The 17,919-nt window shown below is 66.3% G+C and carries 15 protein-coding genes; 13 read left to right on the top strand and 2 right to left on the bottom strand.

What is annotated here, in order from left to right; all coding sequences use genetic code 11:
* Positions 1 to 168 precede the first annotated feature (168 nt).
* From serS to HZ989_RS12130, 10 genes are all read left to right on the top strand, one after another.
* A complete protein-coding gene (gene serS / locus HZ989_RS15215) occupies positions 169 to 1,728 on the top strand; it encodes a serine--tRNA ligase (protein ID WP_245162358.1) in 1,560 nt (519 codons plus the stop codon).
* A gap of 174 nt (positions 1,729 to 1,902) precedes the next feature.
* Positions 1,903 to 2,721, top strand: a complete 819-nt coding sequence (surE, locus tag HZ989_RS12170) for a 5'/3'-nucleotidase SurE (RefSeq protein WP_209321084.1) — start codon at positions 1,903 to 1,905, stop codon at positions 2,719 to 2,721.
* Positions 2,718 to 3,362, top strand: a complete 645-nt coding sequence (locus tag HZ989_RS12165) for a protein-L-isoaspartate(D-aspartate) O-methyltransferase (protein ID WP_209321083.1) — start codon at positions 2,718 to 2,720, stop codon at positions 3,360 to 3,362. Before surE ends, HZ989_RS12165 begins: the two co-directional genes overlap by 4 nt.
* A 273-nt stretch (positions 3,363 to 3,635) precedes the next feature.
* Positions 3,636 to 4,718 (top strand): peptidoglycan DD-metalloendopeptidase family protein, encoded by a 1,083-nt coding sequence (locus tag HZ989_RS12160; protein ID WP_209321082.1) that lies wholly within the window; start codon positions 3,636 to 3,638, stop codon positions 4,716 to 4,718.
* 92 nt (positions 4,719 to 4,810) lie between these two features.
* Positions 4,811 to 5,152: a preprotein translocase subunit YajC gene (yajC, locus tag HZ989_RS12155; protein ID WP_209321081.1), complete on the top strand. Its 342-nt coding sequence runs from the start codon at positions 4,811 to 4,813 to the stop codon at positions 5,150 to 5,152.
* 30 nt (positions 5,153 to 5,182) lie between these two features.
* Positions 5,183 to 6,778: a protein translocase subunit SecD gene (gene secD / locus HZ989_RS12150; protein ID WP_209321080.1), complete on the top strand. Its 1,596-nt coding sequence runs from the start codon at positions 5,183 to 5,185 to the stop codon at positions 6,776 to 6,778.
* On the top strand, positions 6,778 to 7,767 hold the full coding sequence (gene secF / locus HZ989_RS12145) for a protein translocase subunit SecF (protein ID WP_209321079.1): 990 nt from the start codon (positions 6,778 to 6,780) through the stop codon (positions 7,765 to 7,767). Before secD ends, secF begins: the two co-directional genes overlap by 1 nt.
* A 193-nt stretch (positions 7,768 to 7,960) precedes the next feature.
* Positions 7,961 to 8,578: a hypothetical protein gene (locus tag HZ989_RS12140; RefSeq protein ID WP_209321078.1), complete on the top strand. Its 618-nt coding sequence runs from the start codon at positions 7,961 to 7,963 to the stop codon at positions 8,576 to 8,578.
* A complete protein-coding gene (locus HZ989_RS12135) occupies positions 8,571 to 9,206 on the top strand; it encodes a squalene/phytoene synthase family protein (protein ID WP_209321077.1) in 636 nt (211 codons plus the stop codon). Before HZ989_RS12140 ends, HZ989_RS12135 begins: the two co-directional genes overlap by 8 nt.
* Before the next feature lie 118 nt (positions 9,207 to 9,324).
* Positions 9,325 to 10,131 (top strand): DUF5677 domain-containing protein, encoded by an 807-nt coding sequence (locus tag HZ989_RS12130; RefSeq protein WP_209321076.1) that lies wholly within the window; start codon positions 9,325 to 9,327, stop codon positions 10,129 to 10,131.
* Between the two features lie 260 nt (positions 10,132 to 10,391).
* Here the strand turns inward: HZ989_RS12130 and trmFO are convergent, their stop codons facing one another.
* Positions 10,392 to 11,786, bottom strand: a complete 1,395-nt coding sequence (trmFO, locus tag HZ989_RS12125) for a methylenetetrahydrofolate--tRNA-(uracil(54)-C(5))-methyltransferase (FADH(2)-oxidizing) TrmFO (RefSeq protein ID WP_371813008.1) — start codon at positions 11,784 to 11,786, stop codon at positions 10,392 to 10,394.
* Positions 11,787 to 11,889: 103 nt separating this feature from the next.
* Between trmFO and HZ989_RS12120 the strand changes: the two genes are divergently transcribed.
* From HZ989_RS12120 to HZ989_RS12110, 3 genes are read left to right on the top strand one after another with little or no spacing between them, the layout of a single operon-like run.
* Positions 11,890 to 12,699 carry a hypothetical protein gene (locus tag HZ989_RS12120; protein ID WP_209321074.1) on the top strand — a complete coding sequence of 270 codons (810 nt, stop codon included), beginning with the start codon at positions 11,890 to 11,892 and terminating at the stop codon, positions 12,697 to 12,699.
* Entirely contained in the window at positions 12,696 to 13,649 is a 954-nt protein-coding gene (locus HZ989_RS12115) for a hypothetical protein (RefSeq protein WP_209321073.1), read from the top strand. Before HZ989_RS12120 ends, HZ989_RS12115 begins: the two co-directional genes overlap by 4 nt.
* A gap of 26 nt (positions 13,650 to 13,675) precedes the next feature.
* The gene (locus HZ989_RS12110) at positions 13,676 to 14,566 is read left to right on the top strand and encodes a hypothetical protein (protein WP_209321072.1); all 891 of its coding nucleotides are present in this window, start codon (positions 13,676 to 13,678) and stop codon (positions 14,564 to 14,566) included.
* Positions 14,567 to 14,788: 222 nt separating this feature from the next.
* Here HZ989_RS12110 and uvrA read toward each other — a convergent pair whose 3' ends face one another.
* Positions 14,789 to 17,722, bottom strand: a complete 2,934-nt coding sequence (gene uvrA / locus HZ989_RS12105; RefSeq protein WP_209321071.1) for an excinuclease ABC subunit UvrA — start codon at positions 17,720 to 17,722, stop codon at positions 14,789 to 14,791.
* Between the last annotated feature and the right edge of the window lie 197 nt (positions 17,723 to 17,919).

Raw genomic sequence — 17,919 nt, 5'->3', positions numbered from 1 at the left:
CTTACGGTGCGAACCGGTGAGGGCATAACCCCTCACCCTTTCGGGTTGCGGATCGCTGCGCTCTCCGAACCTCAAGCCCTCTCCCTCCGGGAGAGGGAAGGACTGGATACGATCGGCGACGCCCGCTAGAGCATCCCCCTTTCCCGACGCCTGCAAAGACCGCCCGCCATGCATGACATCCGCGCCATCCGAGAGACTCCCGAAGCCTTTGTGGCGGGCTGGTCGGCGCGGGGCTTCTCGCATGAGGAGGCGAAAGGCCTGGTCGATCAGATTCTGGCCTTGGATACCGACCTGCGGGCCGCCCAGACGGCCGGGCAGGACGCCCTGGCCCGGCGCAATGCGGCCTCGAAGCTGATCGGCGCCGCCATGGGCAGGAAGGACATGGCCGAGGCCGACCGGCTGAAGGCCGAGGTCGAGGGGCTGAAGGGCGAGATCGCGGCGGCGGAGGCCGTCGAGGCGGAGAAGGGCAGGGCCTTGCGCGACCTGCTGGCGGCGCAGAAGAACCTCGCCGCCGCCGATGTGCCGGACGGCACCGACGAGGACGGCAACGTCGAGGTGTCGGTCTGGGGCGAAGTGACGGCGACCCGCGCTGCTTGGCTGAAGCCCGCGAAAAACCATGCCGATCTCGGCGAGGCGCTGGGGCTGCTCGACTTCGAGGCCGCGGCGCGGATGTCGGGCGCTCGATTCGCGGTGCTGAAGGGCGGCCTCGCCAGGCTGGAGCGGGCGATCGGGCAGTTCATGCTGGACCTGCAGACGACCGAGCACGGCTATCTGGAGGTCAATCCACCCTTTCTGGTGCGCGATGAGGCGATGTTCGGGACTGGGCAGTTGCCGAAGTTTGAGGATGACCTCTTCAAGACGTCGTTTGAAGCGATCGATCCAACTGACCTAACGAATGTCGCTCCGCCGATACTAGCAATTCTGAATGCCCTATTGGCTCATCCCAATCCAAGTGACCTAGACTACGAGGAACCGTATGGCCTGACCGATCAAGAACGCATGGTCTTTTTCTTGGAATGGCTCAGTGACCCCGCAAACATGGACAAAGCGTTCCGATGGAACCGAGCCGAAATTAGGTCGAAGTTCAACACTGCTAATGAGCTGAAATCAGCCACATCTCATCGACTTTACCTCATCCCCACCGCCGAAGTCTCCCTGACCAACCTCGTGCGTGAGCAGATCACGCCGGAGGAGGAACTGCCGCTGCGGCTGACCGCCCTGACGCCCTGTTTCCGGGCCGAGGCGGGGTCGGCGGGGCGGGATACGCGCGGGCTGATCCGCCAGCACCAGTTCCACAAGGTCGAGCTGGTCTCCATCACCCGGCCCGAGGACTCCGACGCCGAGCACGAGCGGATGACGACTTGTGCCGAGGCGGTGCTGAAGCGGCTGGAGCTGCCGTATCGCCGGATGCTGCTGTGCAAGGGCGACATGGGCTTTTCGGCGAAGAAGACCTTCGACCTGGAGGTCTGGCTGCCCAGCCAAGGGACCTATCGCGAGATCAGCTCGGTCTCCAACTGCGGGGACTTCCAGGCGCGGCGTATGGATGCGCGGTTCAAGCGGGCGGCGGGCGGCAAGCCGGAGTTCGTCCACACCCTGAACGGCAGTGGCCTCGCGGTCGGTCGCACCCTGGTGGCGATCATGGAAAACTATCAGGACGAAGGCGGCCGGATCGCGGTCCCGGCGGCCCTGGTGCCGTATATGGGCGGGGTCACGCATGTCGGCGGATGATCCCTCTCCCGGCGGGAGAGGGCTTGAGCACACGGCGCGCAGCGGCGTCCTTGTGCGAAAGGGTGAGGGGTTACGGTGCGAACCGGTGAGGGCGAAACCCCTCACCCTTTCGGCTTTGCGCATCGCTGCGCTCCGCGAGCCTCAAGCCCTCTCCCTGCGGGAGAGGGAAGTCGCATGAGAATCCTCCTGACCAACGACGACGGGATCGAGGCCGAGGGGCTGGCGTGTCTCGAACGGATCGCCCGGACCCTGGGCGGCGACCCGGGCTCAAGTAGCGCGAAGCGCGGTAGCCCAGAGAATGATGTCTGGATCGTCGCCCCGCAGGAGGAGCAGTCGGGCAAGGGGCGGGGGATCACCCTGACCGAGCCGCTGCGGGTCAACCGGTTCGGCGACAGGCGGTTCTCGGTCACGGGGACGCCGACGGACTGCGTCGTGCTGGCGGTCAATGACCTGATGCCCGAGCGGCCCGATCTGGTGCTGTCGGGCGTTAACCGGGGGCACAATGTGGGCGAGGACTGCTCCTATTCCGGCACGGTCGCGGGGGCGCTGCAGGGCATGGCTTTCGGCATCCGCTCCATCGCCCTGAGCCAGTCGCTGGAGCGGTTTCACGACGAGGTCACCGCCCATTGGGAAACCGCGGAAGCCTTCGCCCCCGCCATCATCAGCCGCCTGCTGACCCAGAGCTGGGAGGCCGGGGTGGTGATGAACCTGAACTTCCCCGCCCGTCCGCCCGGGGACGTGACCGAGGTCGAGGTGACCGTGCAGGGCTTTCGTCAGGCGGGAGAGATGCACGCCGTCAAACGCACCGATCTGCGCGGCCGCGACTACTACTGGATGAGCTTTCGCGGCACGAAACAGGACCACGCGCCGGGCACCGACCTGCGGGCGATGGACGACGGAAAGATCAGCGTCACGCCGCTGCACATCGACCTGACCCACAGGCCCAGCGTCCACGATCTGAAGGGCGTGCTGGGCGGGGTGCCGCCCAGATGAACCTCCACGACGACCGCGCCGGGCGGCTGATCCTGTCGCTGCGCCAGCAGGGGGTGACGGACCCCGGTGTGCTGGCGGCGATGGAATCCATCGACCGCGCCGTGTTCGTGCATGAGAAATTCCTCGATCAGGCGTGGGAGGATCAGGCCCTGCCGATCGACTGCGCCCAGACGATCTCCCAGCCCTATATCGTCGGGCTGATGACCCAGGCGCTGGACGTCCAGGCCCGCCACCGGGTGCTGGAGATCGGCACCGGCAGTGGATACCAGTGCGCGGTGCTGAGCCGCCTGGCGCGCTATGTCTATTCGGTCGAACGCTATCGCAGCCTGCTGGTCGAGGCGGAAGGCCGGCTGCGGACGCTGGAGATCGACAATGTCATCACCCGCCATTCCGACGGCGGCCTGGGCTGGCCGGAGCAGGCTCCGTTCGACCGGATCATGGTCACGGCCGCCTCGCCGACCGAGCCGACCGAACTGCTGAAACAGCTGAAGCCCGGCGGCGTGCTGGTCTGCCCGGTGGGTCGCACATCGGTGCAGATGCTGCATCGCTATTCCGGCCAGGCCGACGGATCGTTCCGGCGCGAAAGCCTGTGCGAGGTCCGGTTCGTGCCCCTGGTCGAGGGGACGGCGAAGGAGGGGTGAGGGGAGGCAGTAGGGAATGGGGATTAGGGATTAGGGATTAGGGATTAGGGATTAGGGATTAGGGATTAGGGATTAGGGATTAGGGATTGGGGCGGCCATGTCTCGCATTGGTGCCGAACTCTTTTTCTCCTGATCCCTGCTCCTGATCCCTGCTCCTAATCCCCAATCCCTAATCCCTAATCCCTCACTTCCATTAACCACTCCGCCCAACTTTCGTGCTGTTTGCCGGTTTGTGTGCGAGGCACAGGGCGGTGTGTTTCGGAGAGGGGTTCCATGCGGGTTTTGAATGGGCTGACGGCGATGCTGCTGCTGGGCGGGGCGTTGGCGACGACGGCGTGCGCCAGCTATCCGGCCGAGCCGCGCTATTCGACCCGACCGATGTCGGGATACGGCACAGGCGCCGCATCGGGACAGCCGGGGGGCCAGCCCCAGGCCCCTGCCGTCGAGCCGCCGCCCTACGAGGCCCCGCCGCCCGCGACCGTGCCCTATGAGACCATCGAGGGCGGGGCGCTGCCGCCGCCGTCATCGGCCGGCACGACGACCGGAAACCTGAACGGCGGCAGCTATCCGCCGCCTCCGGCCTATGAGCCGCCGCCGCCCCCGCCCGCCGATCAACCGCCCGGCGCGCCGGTGACGACCAGCGCCGGGGCCGCCTATACGATCCGCAGCGGCGACACGATCTCGGGCATCGGACGCCGGTTCCAGACGCCGGTACAGACCCTGATCGACCTGAACGGCCTGGGGCCGCGCGGCGCGATCACGGTCGGCCGGGAGATCATCCTGCCCGACAGCGCCGTCGATACCGGACCGGACCCCTATGCGACCGGGCCCGCCCCCAGAGGCGTGATGGTGCCCGAGAACGGTGTCGTGCCGCCGCCGCCTCCGCCGCCCTCGGGCAATCCGGCCGCGCCGCCGCCCCCGCGCCAGCCCGCGTCCGCGGGTCAGGTGGGCACTGCGCCCGTCGGCACCTCGGTCGCGATGCAGTGGCCGGTGCGGGGCGAGATCGTGCGCCGGTTCGGGCCGGTCGGCATGGGCGAGCGTAACAACGGCATCAATATCGGGGCCTCGGCCGGAGCGACCGTGGTCGCGTCCGCCGACGGGCGCGTGGCCTATGTCGGCGATCTCGTGGGGCAGGGGCTGACGGTCCTGATCGTCCACCGCGACGGCTGGCGCACGGTCTATGGCCATCTGGGCTCGGCGACCGTTGACGACGGGGCGGACGTCCGCGCGGGCCAGCAGATCGGCACCGTGGGCCTGACGGCCGGCGACGGCCGACCCTCGATCCACTACGAAACCCGGCGCATGCAGGGCGACGTGCCGGTGGCGATCGATCCGCTGACGGTGCTGCCCCGCTAGCGGCGTTGCATTGTGGGAGGCTCGGCCCTAGGTATCGCGCCTTGTTTTCAAAGGGCGCCCGACTGAGGCCTGCCCGCGTCGGGGAATGATCTATGACACCTACCGCTGACGGCGGCCCTGTGGCCCTCATCGTGCAGTTCCTGCCCTTCGTCGCCATCTTCGTGCTGTTCTACTTCCTGCTGATCCGTCCGCAGCAGAAGCGCGCCAAGGAGCATCAGGCGCTGATCGCCGCGGTCAAGCGCGGCGACACCATCGTCCTGTCGTCGGGCCTGATCGGCAAGGTGACGCGGGTGGAAGAGGCCGAGGTCAATATGGAGATCGCGCCGTCGGTCAACGTCCGCGTGGTCAAGGCCATGATCGCCGAGGTGCGCAATCGCACCGCCATCGCCGCCAACGACGCAAAACCTGCCCCCAAGGCCGTCGCCAAGTCCTGATCCCCGACCGCTGAACCGGAAATCGCGTCCATGATTCAGCTGTCCCGCTGGAAAGTCATCGTTCTCATCATCGCGCTGGTGTTCGGCGTGCTGCTGGCCCTGCCGAACGTGCTGACGCCCGCCCAGCGCGCGTCGCTGCCCGGCTTCATGCCGAAGAACGCGCTGAACCTGGGGCTGGACCTGCAGGGCGGATCCTATCTGCTGCTGGAAGTCGACGTGGACGCGATGCGCACCAAGCGGATCGACAACCTGATCGAGGACGTCCGCGTGTCCCTGCGCGAGGCCGGCATCGCCACCAACCAGATCGCGCGCGAGCCCGGCGGGGCCCTGGTGACCCTGGCCGATCCGTCGCGATCCGAGGCGGCACTGGAGGAACTGCGTAAACTGGTCGGGGCACCGGGGCCGAACGGCGCGGCGGAGCGGGCGGCGACGCGGCTGTCTGACGGCCGGGTGCGTCTGGCCTTTACCCGGGCGACCCTCGACAGCATGGGCGCGACGGCGGTGGACCAGTCCATCGAGGTCGTTCGCCGCCGCATCGACAGCCTGGGCACGCGCGAGCCTTCGATCACCCGCCAGGGCGCGGAACGCATCGTGGTCCAGGCCCCGGGCGAGAGCGACCCCGCCGCGCTGGAACGCGTCATCGGCCAGACGGCCCAGCTGACGTTCCAGATGGTGGATACCGAAAACTCGGTCCAGGACGCTCTCGCCGGTCGCGTGCCGCCGGATGCCCAGCTGCTGGTCGGCGACGACGGGCAGACGCCCTATCTGGTCAAGAAGCGGGTCCTCGTCTCGGGCGAGAACCTGACCAAGGCCGAGGTCAGCGCCGACCAGAGCGGCCGACCCGCCATCGGCTTCCGTTTCGACGGCCAGGGCGCGCGCCGCTTCGGGGAGGCGACCGCAGCCAACATCGGCAAGCCCTTCGCCATCATCCTCGACGGCAAGGTGATCTCGGCCCCGACGATCAACAGCGCGATCCTGGGCGGGTCCGGCATCATCGAGGGCAACTTCACCATCGCCTCGGCGTCCGAGCTGGTGAACCTGCTGAACGGCGGGGCGCTGCCCGCGCCGCTGAAGGTCGAGGAACGCCGCACCGTGACCGCCGAACTCGGCGCCGACGCCGTTCAGGCCGGTGCCATCTCGACCATCATCGGCTTCATCATCATCGTCGTCTTCATGCTGCTGGCCTATGGCTTTCTGTTCGGCGGCATCTCGGTGATCGGACTGGTGCTGAACGGCATCCTGATCATCGCGGCCATGTCCTTGACCCAGGCGACCCTGACCCTGCCCGGTATCGCGGGTCTGATCCTGACCTTCGCCGTGGCCGTGGACGCCAATGTGCTGATCTATGAGCGCATGCGGGACGAGGCGCGGGCCGGCCGGTCGGTCATCGCCTCGATGGACGCCGGGTTCAACAAGGCCTGGGGTACGATCCTTGACGCCAACCTGACGACCCTGGTGGCGGCCCTGATCATGTTCATCTTCGGGGCCGGCCCCGTGCGCGGCTTCGCCTGGACCCTGACCATCGGGGTGTTCACCTCGGTGTTTGCCTCGGTGCTGGTCGCCCAGGTTCTGCTCGCCTACTGGCTCAAGACGGCCAGACCCAAGAAACTGCCGATCGCGGAGTGATGGCGATGTCCTGGTGGCCCCTTATCAAGATCATTCCGGTGAAGACGAACCTGCGTTTCGTCTCCTTCGCCAAATACGCGGCGATTCTGTCGACCGTTCTGGTCGTGGCCTCGCTGATCAGCGTCTTCTATCCCGGCCTGAACCTGGGCATCGACTTCCGGGGCGGGGCCTCGATGGAGGTGGCCAAGCCGGCCGGACAGTCGCTGCAGCTCGATCGGTTGCGGGAATCGGTCGGCGAGATCGGCCTGGGTGACGTCCAGGTGCAGGGCATCGCCCGTCGGGACACCAATGTCGACGACGGCTCGACCGCCATCGTCCGCTTCCAGATTCCCGACGGCCAGGACCAGGCCGCCGTGGTCCGGCAGGTCGAGACGGCCATGACGGAGGCGGTGGGGCAGGTCACCTATTCCGGTGTCAGCATCGTGGGGTCCAAGGTTTCGGGCGAGCTGTTCACCTCCGGACTGCTGGCCCTCGCCTCCGCCATCGTGCTGATGTTCGCCTATATCTGGTTCCGGTTCGAGCCGCAGTTCGGCTTCGGGGCCGTGGCGGGTCTGCTGCACGACGTCATTCTGGTGTTCGGCCTGATCGTGCTCCTGCGTCTGGAGTTCAGCCTGAACATGGTGGCCGCCATCCTGACCGTCATCGGTTATTCGATGAACGACACAGTCGTGGTCTTCGACCGCCTCCGGGAAAACCTGAGAAAGTACAAGAGCATGCCACTCCGGGAGGTCATCGACCTGTCGGTCAACGAGACCATCTCGCGAACCGTCATCACCGGCTTCACGGCGGTCATGGTTCTGGCGGCCCTGGCCTTCCTCGGCGGAGAGGCCCTGTTCGGCTTCTCGGTGGCGCTGATGTTCGGGATCGTGGTCGGCACCTATTCGTCCGTGTTCGTCGGCGCGCCGATCATCCTGTTGTGGGGCGTGAAGCGCGGCGAGATCGCCGAGGACGCCAAGCCGGTCAAGCTGGGGATGGCGTCGAGGCCCTGACGACCGATTTTGACGTGTCCATGGTTCAGGAGAGCTGCGACGTCGCCGATCCGCAGCCCGGGTTGGAGAAGCAGGCGTCACTTTTTCTCACTCTCTCCACTCGAACCCCGTCGGCAAGGGGTTGCGGGTTCTGGCGTCGGTCGCTCATTAGGGTAGGGTCGCCGCATTGATTCATGCCTTGGGGGGTACACCGTTGGCCAATCTGCTTTCGAACTTTCGCACCACCATCCTGCTCAGCCTGGTGTTGGCAGCGATCATGATCTTTGCTTTCGCGCGCGTTTCGGACGTCGACGCCCTGACCTTCTGGCAGTCCGTGGCGCGCTGGGCCCACGTCGGGTTGGGCATCCTGTGGATCGGGCTGCTGTATTATTTCAACTTCGTCCAGATCCGGGTCATGCCGAACATTCCGGCCGAGCTGAAGCCCGCCGTGTCGAAACACATCGCGCCCGAGGCCCTGTTCTGGTTCCGCTGGGCCGCGCTGGGCACGGTGATCGCCGGCCTGGCCGTGATGGGGCTGAAGGGTCACCTCTATTCAGCCGAGGTGCTGAGCTTCGGTTTCGCCGGCGGGCTGGTCGAGGGCGATCAGGGCTTTGCCCTGATGGGTGTCGGCGTCTGGCTGGCCATCGTCATGTTCCTCAACGTCTGGGGCATCATCTGGCCGAACCAGAAGCGGGCCCTGGGCATCGTCGTCGTCGATGATGCGACGAAGGCCAGGGCCGCCCGCGTGGCCATGCTGGCCAGCCGCACCAATCTGCTGCTCAGCCTGCCCATGCTGACCTCCATGGCGATGTACCAGACCCTGTTTGGCTGAGGTCGCGGACAGTCTGGACGCCCAGGTCCGGGCGGCCGATCCGGATCGCTGGCTGTCCAGCCGGTTCGTGTCCGATCCGCAGGCCCGGGCCGAGCTGATCGCCCTGTACGCCTTCGAGGCCGAGCTGATGGCCATCCCGACGCGGGTCACCCAGCCCCTGCTGGCCGAGATGCGCTATGCCTGGTGGCGCGAACAGCTCGATGGCGTATGGGCCGGGGTAGCGCGCAAGGGCCATCCGGTGCTGGAGGCTCTGACCGGCCTCGTGGGCCGCCACGGTCTGGATCGCGCGCCGTTCGACGCCCTGATCGAGGCCCATATCGGCCGTGTGCACGGCGAGCCGCACGATCTCGACGCCTTCTACGTCGGGCCGATGCAGGTGGCCGTACGGGTGCTGGCGGGCCCGGGGCATGAGGCCGGGGTGGTGGCGGCGGGGCGGGTGTGGGGCCTGCTCCAGACCGGCCGGAGCGAGGCTGCCGGCACCCTGCGGCCTGACGCCAACCGCGCGCTCAGATCCCTCCCGCCCGCAGCCTTTCCCGCCGTCGCCCACACTGCTCTGAGGCACCGCGAGGAGGCCGAGGCGCTCAAGCGACTGAGACTGGTCTGGGCGACGCTAGGGGGGCGGGTCTGAGGTCTGGGGATCGACCCAAATCGGATGTTCACCGCTTGAGGCTGTGAAGCGTGTCCATCTGAAATAGGACCAATTGTCGGGTATGCTGATGTGACGACAGCGAAGGACGGAGCGCTCAATGACCAAGTTCGTCGAGATGGGTTTCGCGTCTGATGAAACCCGCGAGAGCATCGCCGATCTGATATCGACCAACGCCGAGTGGTTTGGCTTGCTGAACGAAGTGATCCGGTCGCTCCAGATCACTGCGATCAAGGCTTGCGACACTGTCAAAGGATCACCCTTCGACAAACTCCCTCTGTCGCTTCTCGTCCTGCATCGGGCGAACGGTCACCTCCAAGGTGCGGCGATCTTGCTGGAACGTGGGATGGTCGTCGAGGCGCGGACGCTCCTGCGGTCCTTCCTCGAAACGGCGCTGGTCATGGCGGGTCTCCATGACAACTACGAGACCGTCAAAGCCATGCTCATTGAGGACATGGACGCCGCCAAAAAGGGTCAGGCGAAGGTAATCATGAAACATGGGATCGCCCACGATATCGAGAAGCTGGAGGAACGGATCAAGGAGTTCGGGAGGGTTCAGAATCTCTCCATCGACAAGTTGGCCGAGCAAGGCCCCCTGAACAGAATGTATTTGCTCTATCGTGTCATATCGAACGACGCAGCGCATCCATCGGGTCGGTCGCTCCGCCGTCACATGCGGATAGCGGACGATGGCTCGTCTTGGAACGGCTACCTGATCGGGCCGAATGATCCGGCCGATGTCGCGGAGACGGCCGATCAACTGATCATGACCGGGATCGCCCTCGGCGTCGCCTTCCAGCAAATGGTTGAGGACGTCGAGAACAACGAAAAACTCGGCGAGATTGCTGAGCGCTATTACCCGGTCAGAGACGCGCATGAGAAGGCCAAACAGGTGATCTGCAAGTAAGCGTCGGCCGAACGGACTACCCGCGATACGTCTTGGACGTGGATCTGGCTGACGAACAATCTCGTAACAACCGAGTTCGAACAGCAGACGCGTTGTGGTCCCGCTCGATCCACAGCCAGCCAAATCTTGCGCCGGTCCGTCCAGCTTAGGTCCGCTCCCACCACCCATAGCGGACGTTGGCAGCGTCCGCATGCCGACTGTAAGTCTTGGGTTCGGTCAGCTGAACCGTGAGGACAGCCGGGCCCGTCCGTCAGCGACCCTCAGGCCGCCCTGTCTCGCCAGGCACTCAACTCATCCAGCGCCCGGATGCTCATCAGCCGCTTCTTCGCCCGGCCGCGCTCCTTCAGCGGGATCTTGACGCCCGCCTCATCGACCTTTGGCGCGTCCAGGGGCGGCAGGAGGCCATAGTTGATGTTCATCGGCTGGAACTTCGATCCGGTCAGGTGCCCGCCGGTGATGTGTTCGACCAGGGCCCCGATGGCGGTGTGGGCGGCGGGGGCATCCAGCGGCCTGCCCAGCCGCTCCGCCGCCGCCAGCCGTCCGGCCAGCAGACCCGTCGCCGCGCTCTCGACATAGCCTTCCACCCCCGTGACCTGCCCGGCGAAGCGCAGGCGCGGCATGGTTTTCAGGCGCAACTGCCGGTCCAGCAGCTGCGGGCTGTTCAGATAGGTGTTGCGGTGCAACCCACCCAGCCGGGCGAACTGGGCGTTCTGCAGGCCGGGGATCATGCGGAACACCTCGGCCTGGGCCCCGTGCTTCAGCTTGGTCTGGAAGCCGACCATGTTGAACAGGGTCCCCAGCGCATTGTCCTGCCGCAGCTGGACGATGGCATGGGCCTTGACCAGCGGGTCGCGCGGATTGGTCAGTCCGACCGGCTTCATCGGGCCGTGACGCAGGGTCTCGCGGCCCCGTTCCGCCATCACCTCGATGGGCAGGCAGCCGTCGAAATAGGGAACCTTCTCCCAGTCCTTGAACTCGGCCTTGGGCCCATCCAGCAGGGCGTCGATGAAGGCCTCGTACTGGGCCTTGTCCATCGGGCAGTTGACATAGGCGGCGGCGTCGCCGCCCGGGCCTTCCTTGTCATAGCGCGACTGTCGCCAGGCGATGTCGAAATCGATGGTCTCGGCATGGACGATGGGGGCGATGGCGTCGAAGAACGACAGGCTCTCCTCGCCCGTCAGCGACAGGATGGCGTCGGCCAGGGCCGGGGAGGTCAGGGGGCCGGTGGCGACGATGACGCTGTCCCAGTCCCCGGATGGCAGGCCGGCGATCTCCTCGCGGACCACGGTGACCAGCGGATGGGCGTGCAGCCGTTCCGTCACCGTGCGGGAGAAGGCCTCGCGGTCCACGGCCAGGGCCCCGCCCGCGGGCACCTGGTTGACGTCGCCGCTGGCCATGATGATCGAACCCAGCGCCCGCATCTCGGCGTGCAGCAGGCCCACCGCATTGTATTCCCAGTCGTCGGAACGGAACGAGTTGGAACAGACCAGCTCGGCCAGTCCATCCGTGTGGTGGGCATCGGTCCTGACCCCCGGTACGCCGCGCATCTCGTGGATCACGACCGGCACGCCCGCCTGGGCGATCTGCCAGGCCGCCTCCGAGCCGGCGAGGCCGCCGCCGATGACATGGATGGGCTTCAGCGTGGGGGAGGGCATGGTCATGCGGCTTCTTAGTCACGCCCGGCCAGTTCGTCAGCAGGTGTCTGTCGGACGTCATCGTCGCGGTCTATGGTGACGGGCTGCTCAGCGAGGGGGCTTGATGAGCCACAAGGATGTCCAGGGTCGGCGGCTGAACCTGCGCGACGCGCTGCTTGCGACGGCCAGGGCGATGCCGCGTCTCTGGCTGTGGGCCAGCGGCGTGCTGGTCGCGGCCGTCATCGCATGGGTGGGTCCGCTGTTCGTGGCCCTCGACGCCGGGATCGCGCCCTTGACGCTCGGCGCGGCAGCCGTGTTGACGCTGATGGCGGTCGGGGCCCTGGCGCGGTTGTCGATCAGCGCCGACGCCCATGCGGCGCGGGCGCTCGGTCTGGGGCCGCTGGGCTTCCAGTTCGGCTGGCCCGAGCCGCGCCTGGTCGGCGCCGCCCTGCTGTGCCTGATCTTTCTGGGCATGATCGTCGCCATGCTGGGTCTGGTCGTTCTGGCCATCGCCGGGGTGGCGGAGCTGGACGTGGCAGCCATCCAGGCCCGCGACTGGGGGGCCGTGGGCCCGGCGTGGAAACTGGCCGTTCTGATCGGGGTCGGCGTGGGGGCCTTGCTGATCCCCCTGCTACTGGCCGTGCGGCTGTCCCTGTTTGTGCCGGCCACCCTGGGTCGCAGGCAGATGGTGTCGCTGAACAGCATGGGCATTGCCTATGGCAGCTTCTGGCAGATCCTGGGCGGTTTGATCGTGACGGCAGCCCCGAGCGTCGCGGTCGCGATCCTGACGGGGGCCGGGATGATGACAGGTCCGTTGGCCGAAATCATCCGGGTCGTTGTGCTGTGCGCCTTGCAACTCCCCTTGACGCTCGGGTTTCTGGGGGCCGCCTATCGCCGACTCGAATACTGGAGCCCGGAGGAGGGCAAGGCATGAAACCGACTTTCTCGATCGGGCAGGCTCTGGGCGCGCCGTTCCTGCTGGCGCGACGACGGCCTGTGTCGATGTTCCTCTGGGGCGCGATCGTGACGGCGGCGATGGTCGGAGTCTATGCCATGTCCATCCCCCTGTTCGCCAGCCTGCCGCTCGGCGAGGGGCAGGCCGACCAAACGCTGGCCGAATACATGCGCCAGTCCCGGATATCGCCCGTCGGGATCAACGCCATGACGCCCCTGATGTCCCTCGCCATGCTGCTGGCCTGGACTGCGGCGGGTCGCGCGGCCTTGAGCCCCGGCAAGGGGGACGGACTGGCCTTCCTCCGGATCGGCATGGACGAGGTCCGCGTGGCCGTCGTCTACGTCGGCTGGTTCCTGATCTGGTACATCGGCCTGATTGTGCTGGTGATGATCGGCGTCGCCCTGGGGTTAGCGATCTGGGTCGTCGACCAAACGGCCGCCATCGTCGTCGGGCTGGTGTTGGGCCTGGGCATGGCCGTACTGGCGACCTGGCTGTGGCTGCGGCTGTCCCTGATCGCGCCCGCCACCCTGATCCTGAAAACCTTCGCCTTTACGGAGGGCTGGGCGTTGACAAGGGGACAGGTGTGGAAGCTGCTGGGGCTGAACCTGCTGAAGTGGCTGATCTCGATACCTCTGGGACTGCTCCTCTACGTCCTCGTCGCGGCCATCCTCGTCGGAGCCTACTTCGGTCAGGGCCTGACCTGGCCCGCCGACGTCCGGACCGTGGCCGATCTGGAACCCCTGTTGCGTGCCTTGTTGCCGGCGGGTGCCGTCGCCCTGATCCCCTTCGCGGGCCTGTATGGATTGATCCTGACGCTGAACGCCGCGCCATCGGTTGTCGCGGCGCGACAGTTGCTGGATGGGGTGCCGCAGCCTCCGCTCCCTATCGTGGCTGATGCCGCGTCCGGGGATGGTCTAGAACAGGCCTGACACAGACCCGCCCAGGGAGGGATTCGATGACGTTTTCGGCCACAGACGCGGCGTTCGAGGGCTTTCGGGTGGTGCGCAGGCACCCGCTGGCCGTCGTTTTCTGGGCAGCGCTGCATCTGGTGTTCCTCGCCGCCTTTTTCGGTGTGTTCGGGTCCGACCTGGCCAGCTTTATGGCGGCGACCGAGACCCTGCAGGGCACCGATCCCACACCCGTCGAGTTGGAGAGCCTCAGCCCGACCCTTTTGGGCCTGTTCGCCCTGGCCGCGCCTGCGGGGCTCCTGCTGGGAGCCATCCTGAATGCCGCCGTGGCCCGGGCCGTCGTCAGGCAGAAGGACAAGGCGTTCGGCTATCTGCGGCTGGGGGCCGACGAGCTGCGGGTGCTGGCGGTGACGGTCGTGATGTTCATCGTCTTCGGCGTCGGAACGATGGTGGCCTTCACCCTGGTCGGCGTCTGCGCAGGTCTGGCCGCGGCCGCCAATGCGGGACTGGGATGGCTTGTGGGGATCGTACTGGGCCTTGGTGCCGTGGCGGCCGTCGTCTGGATGATGGTTCGTCTAAGCCTGGCTGTACCGGTCACCATCGCGGAGCGTCGGATCTCCCTGTTCGACTCCTTTGCCCTCACCAAAGGACACGCGCTGAGCCTGCTGGGCATGGCGGTCATTGCCTTCATCATGACCTTTCTGGTCGGCATGCTGATGACGGTGGTGGCCCTGCCGCTGACGATGACAACGGGCGGCCTGGAACAGCTGGCTGCGCTGGACGGGGCGTCGACCCTGGATATCCTTCGCGCCGCCGGACCGGCCATCGCGGTGTACGTGGTCGTGAACGCCGTGGTGTCCGCGCTGCAGCAGGCCGTGCTGTATGCGCCGTTCTCGGCCGCGTATCTGGGGCTGAAAGGCCTGCCACAGGAGGGCTGACCACCGTCAACCTGTCCAGGACTTGACCTGGTCATGCCGGGGCGGGGCGATGGCCTGATCTCGGGCGAGGTCGTGAAGGTCACGCCGTCGATCATCGACCTGAAGGCCGTGTCGTCGTGACCGCCGTGCTGCTGATCAGCGCGGTCGTGCTGGTGATGCGCTGCAACTTTGCGCGTCAGGGCGGGCTGGCTACGGCCTCACACGCCCCTGTCTGACACTGCCTCAGGCCCGCGCCGTCGCCCGCTTCGGCTTGACGGTCTCACCGGCCAACGCCGCGACCCGCGCCTTGCGGCGGGTCTCATGCCGGTCCAGCACCTCCTTGAGATAGCGCCCGGTCCAGCTGGCGGCATTGGCCGCGACCTGTTCCGGCGTGCCGACCGCGACGATCTCGCCGCCGCCGTCGCCACCCTCCGGACCGAAGTCGAGCAGATAGTCGGCCACCTTGATGACATCCAGATTGTGCTCGATCACCACGATGGTGTTGCCCGCCTCGACCAGTTCCTGGAGCACGTCCAGCAGCTTGCGCGTATCCTCGAAATGCAGGCCGGTCGTGGGCTCGTCGAGGATGTAGAGGGTCTTGCCGGTCGCCCGCTTTGATAGCTCCTTCGACAACTTGACCCGCTGTGCCTCGCCGCCCGACAGGGTGGTCGCCGACTGGCCGACCTTGACGTAGTCCAGACCCACGCGGGTCAGGGTCAGCATCTTGTCCCGGATGGGCGGCACGGCCTTGAAGAACTGCCCGGCTTCCTCGACCGTCATGTCCAGAACATCGGATATGCTCTTGCCCTTGAAGACGATTTCCAGTGTCTCGCGGTTGTAGCGCTTGCCCTTGCAGACGTCGCAGGTGACGTAGACGTCGGGCAGGAAATGCATCTCGATCTTGATCAGGCCGTCGCCCTGACAGGCCTCGCAGCGACCGCCCTTGACGTTGAAGCTGAACCGCCCGGGTCCATAGCCGCGCGCCCTGGATTCCGGCAGGCCGGCGTACCAGTCGCGGATCGGCCCGAAGGCCCCGGTGTAGGTGGCCGGGTTCGAGCGCGGCGTGCGCCCGATCGGCGACTGGTCGATGTCGATGACCTTGTCGAAATGCTCCAGCCCCTCGATCCGGTCGAACGCAGCGGGGGCGTCCGAGGCATTGTGCAGGCGGCGTGCGGCGGCCTTGTACAGGGTCTCGATCGTGAAGGTCGACTTGCCGCCGCCCGACACCCCGGTCACGCAGGTGAACAGGCCGACGGGGATTTCACCGGTGACGTTCTTCAGATTGTTGCCGGTGGCACCGCTGATCTTCAGCGTCTTCTTGCGGTTGATCGGGCGCCGGCCTTCGGGCGGCAGTTCGATCTCGCGCTCGCCGGTCAGGTATTTGCCGGTCAGGGACTTGGGGTTCGCCATCACCTGTTCCGGCGTGCCCTCGGCGCAGATTTCGCCGCCGTGGACGCCGGCGGCCGGACCCATGTCAATCACATAGTCGGCGGTCAGGATCGCCTCCTCGTCATGCTCGACCACCAGGACCGAGTTGCCGAGGTCGCGCAGGCCGCGCAGGCTTTCCAGCAGGCGGGTGTTGTCGCGCTGGTGCAGGCCGATCGACGGTTCGTCCAGCACATAAAGCACGCCGGTCAGGCCCGAGCCGATCTGCGACGCCAGCCGGATTCGTTGGCTCTCACCGCCCGACAGGGTGCCCGAAGAGCGCGACAGGCTGAGATAGTCGAGGCCGACATTGTTCAGGAACCGCAGCCGGTCCGTGATTTCCTTCAGGATGCGGCGACCGATTTCCAGCTGCTTGTCCGTCAGCCGCTCCGACAGGGTGGTGAACCACAGCCAGGCTTTCGAGATCGACAGCCAGCTGATCTCGGCGATGTCCTCGCCGTCGATCTTGACCGCAAGGGCCTCGGGCTTCAGCCGTTTGCCGCCGCACGCCTCGCAGGGCGTCTCGGACTGGAAGCGGCCCAGTTCCTCGCGGACCCACGCACTGTCGGTCTCGCGCCAGCGGCGGTCGAGGTTGGGGATGACCCCCTCGAACGGCTTGGAAACCTCGTATTTGCGGGCGTTGTCGTCATAGACGAACTTGATCTTTTCGCTGCCGGTGCCGTGCAGGATGGCTTTTCGGGCCTGATCCGGCAGGTCTCTCCAGGGCACGTCCATCGAGAAGCCATAGTGGCGGGACAGGGCCTGCAGCGTCTGGGTGTAGAGGGGCGATGGTCCGCGCGACCAGGGGGCCACGGCTCCCTTGTGCAGCGTCTTGTCCCGGTCGGGGATCACAAGATCCGCATCGAAGGTCAGCTTCAGCCCCAGGCCGTCGCACACCGGACAGGCCCCGAACGGATTGTTGAAGCTGAACAGCCGGGGCTCGATCTCGCTGATGGTGAAGCCGGACACCGGGCAGGCGAATTTCTCGGAAAACAGCAGCCGACGCGGCTCCTCGCCCTCCGGTGCAGACGCCCACTCGGCCACGGCGATGCCGTCGGCCAGGTTCAGCGCAGTCTGGAGGCTGTCGGCATACCGCGCCTCCAGACCCGCCTTGGTGACGATCCGGTCCACGACGATGTCGATGTCGTGCTTGACCTTCTTGTCCAGCGTCGGCGCATCCTCGATGGCGTAGAACTCGCCGTCGATCTTCAGCCGCTGAAAGCCCGAGCGTTGCCACTCGGCGATCTCCTTGCGGTATTCGCCCTTGCGGCCGCGCACGATGGGCGCCAGCAGCAGCAGCCTTTCGCCCTCGGGCAGGGCGGCGAGTCTGTCGACCATCATGGAGATGGTCTGGCTCTCGATCGGCAGGCCGGTCGCCGGCGAATAGGGCACACCCACCCGCGCCCAGAGCAGGCGCATATAGTCGTTGATCTCCGTCACCGTGCCGACGGTCGAGCGCGGGTTCTTCGACGTGGTCTTCTGCTCGATGGAGATGGCCGGCGACAGGCCCTCGATCAGGTCCACGTCCGGCTTGCCCATCAGCTCCAGGAACTGGCGGGCGTAGGCCGACAGGCTTTCGACATAGCGCCGCTGGCCTTCGGCATAGATGGTGTCGAAGGCGAGCGAGGACTTTCCTGAACCCGACAGGCCGGTCATCACGACCAGCTTCTCACGCGGGATGTCCACATCCACACCCTTGAGATTGTGCTCGCGCGCGCCGCGCACGCGGATGAAGTTGTGCTTTTCGGTCATCTGTTCCGGGAACGCGGGAAGGCCGGACAGGTGTCCGGTGCAACATCGCTATATGGGCATTGATCCCACTGATTCAGCAAGAACAATGTGGGAACATTGAGACTGGAGCCTGATCGAAAGCGTGATTCACGCCTTTGGCGGACCCATGCAGCGGATCATGCTCAAGCGATCAGGCCCGAGGGCCATTCCGTGGTCAC

It is taken from the genome of Brevundimonas sp. AJA228-03 (genome assembly GCF_017795885.1).
Classification (GTDB): domain Bacteria; phylum Pseudomonadota; class Alphaproteobacteria; order Caulobacterales; family Caulobacteraceae; genus Brevundimonas.
This window is presented reverse-complemented; position numbering and strand designations above follow the sequence as displayed.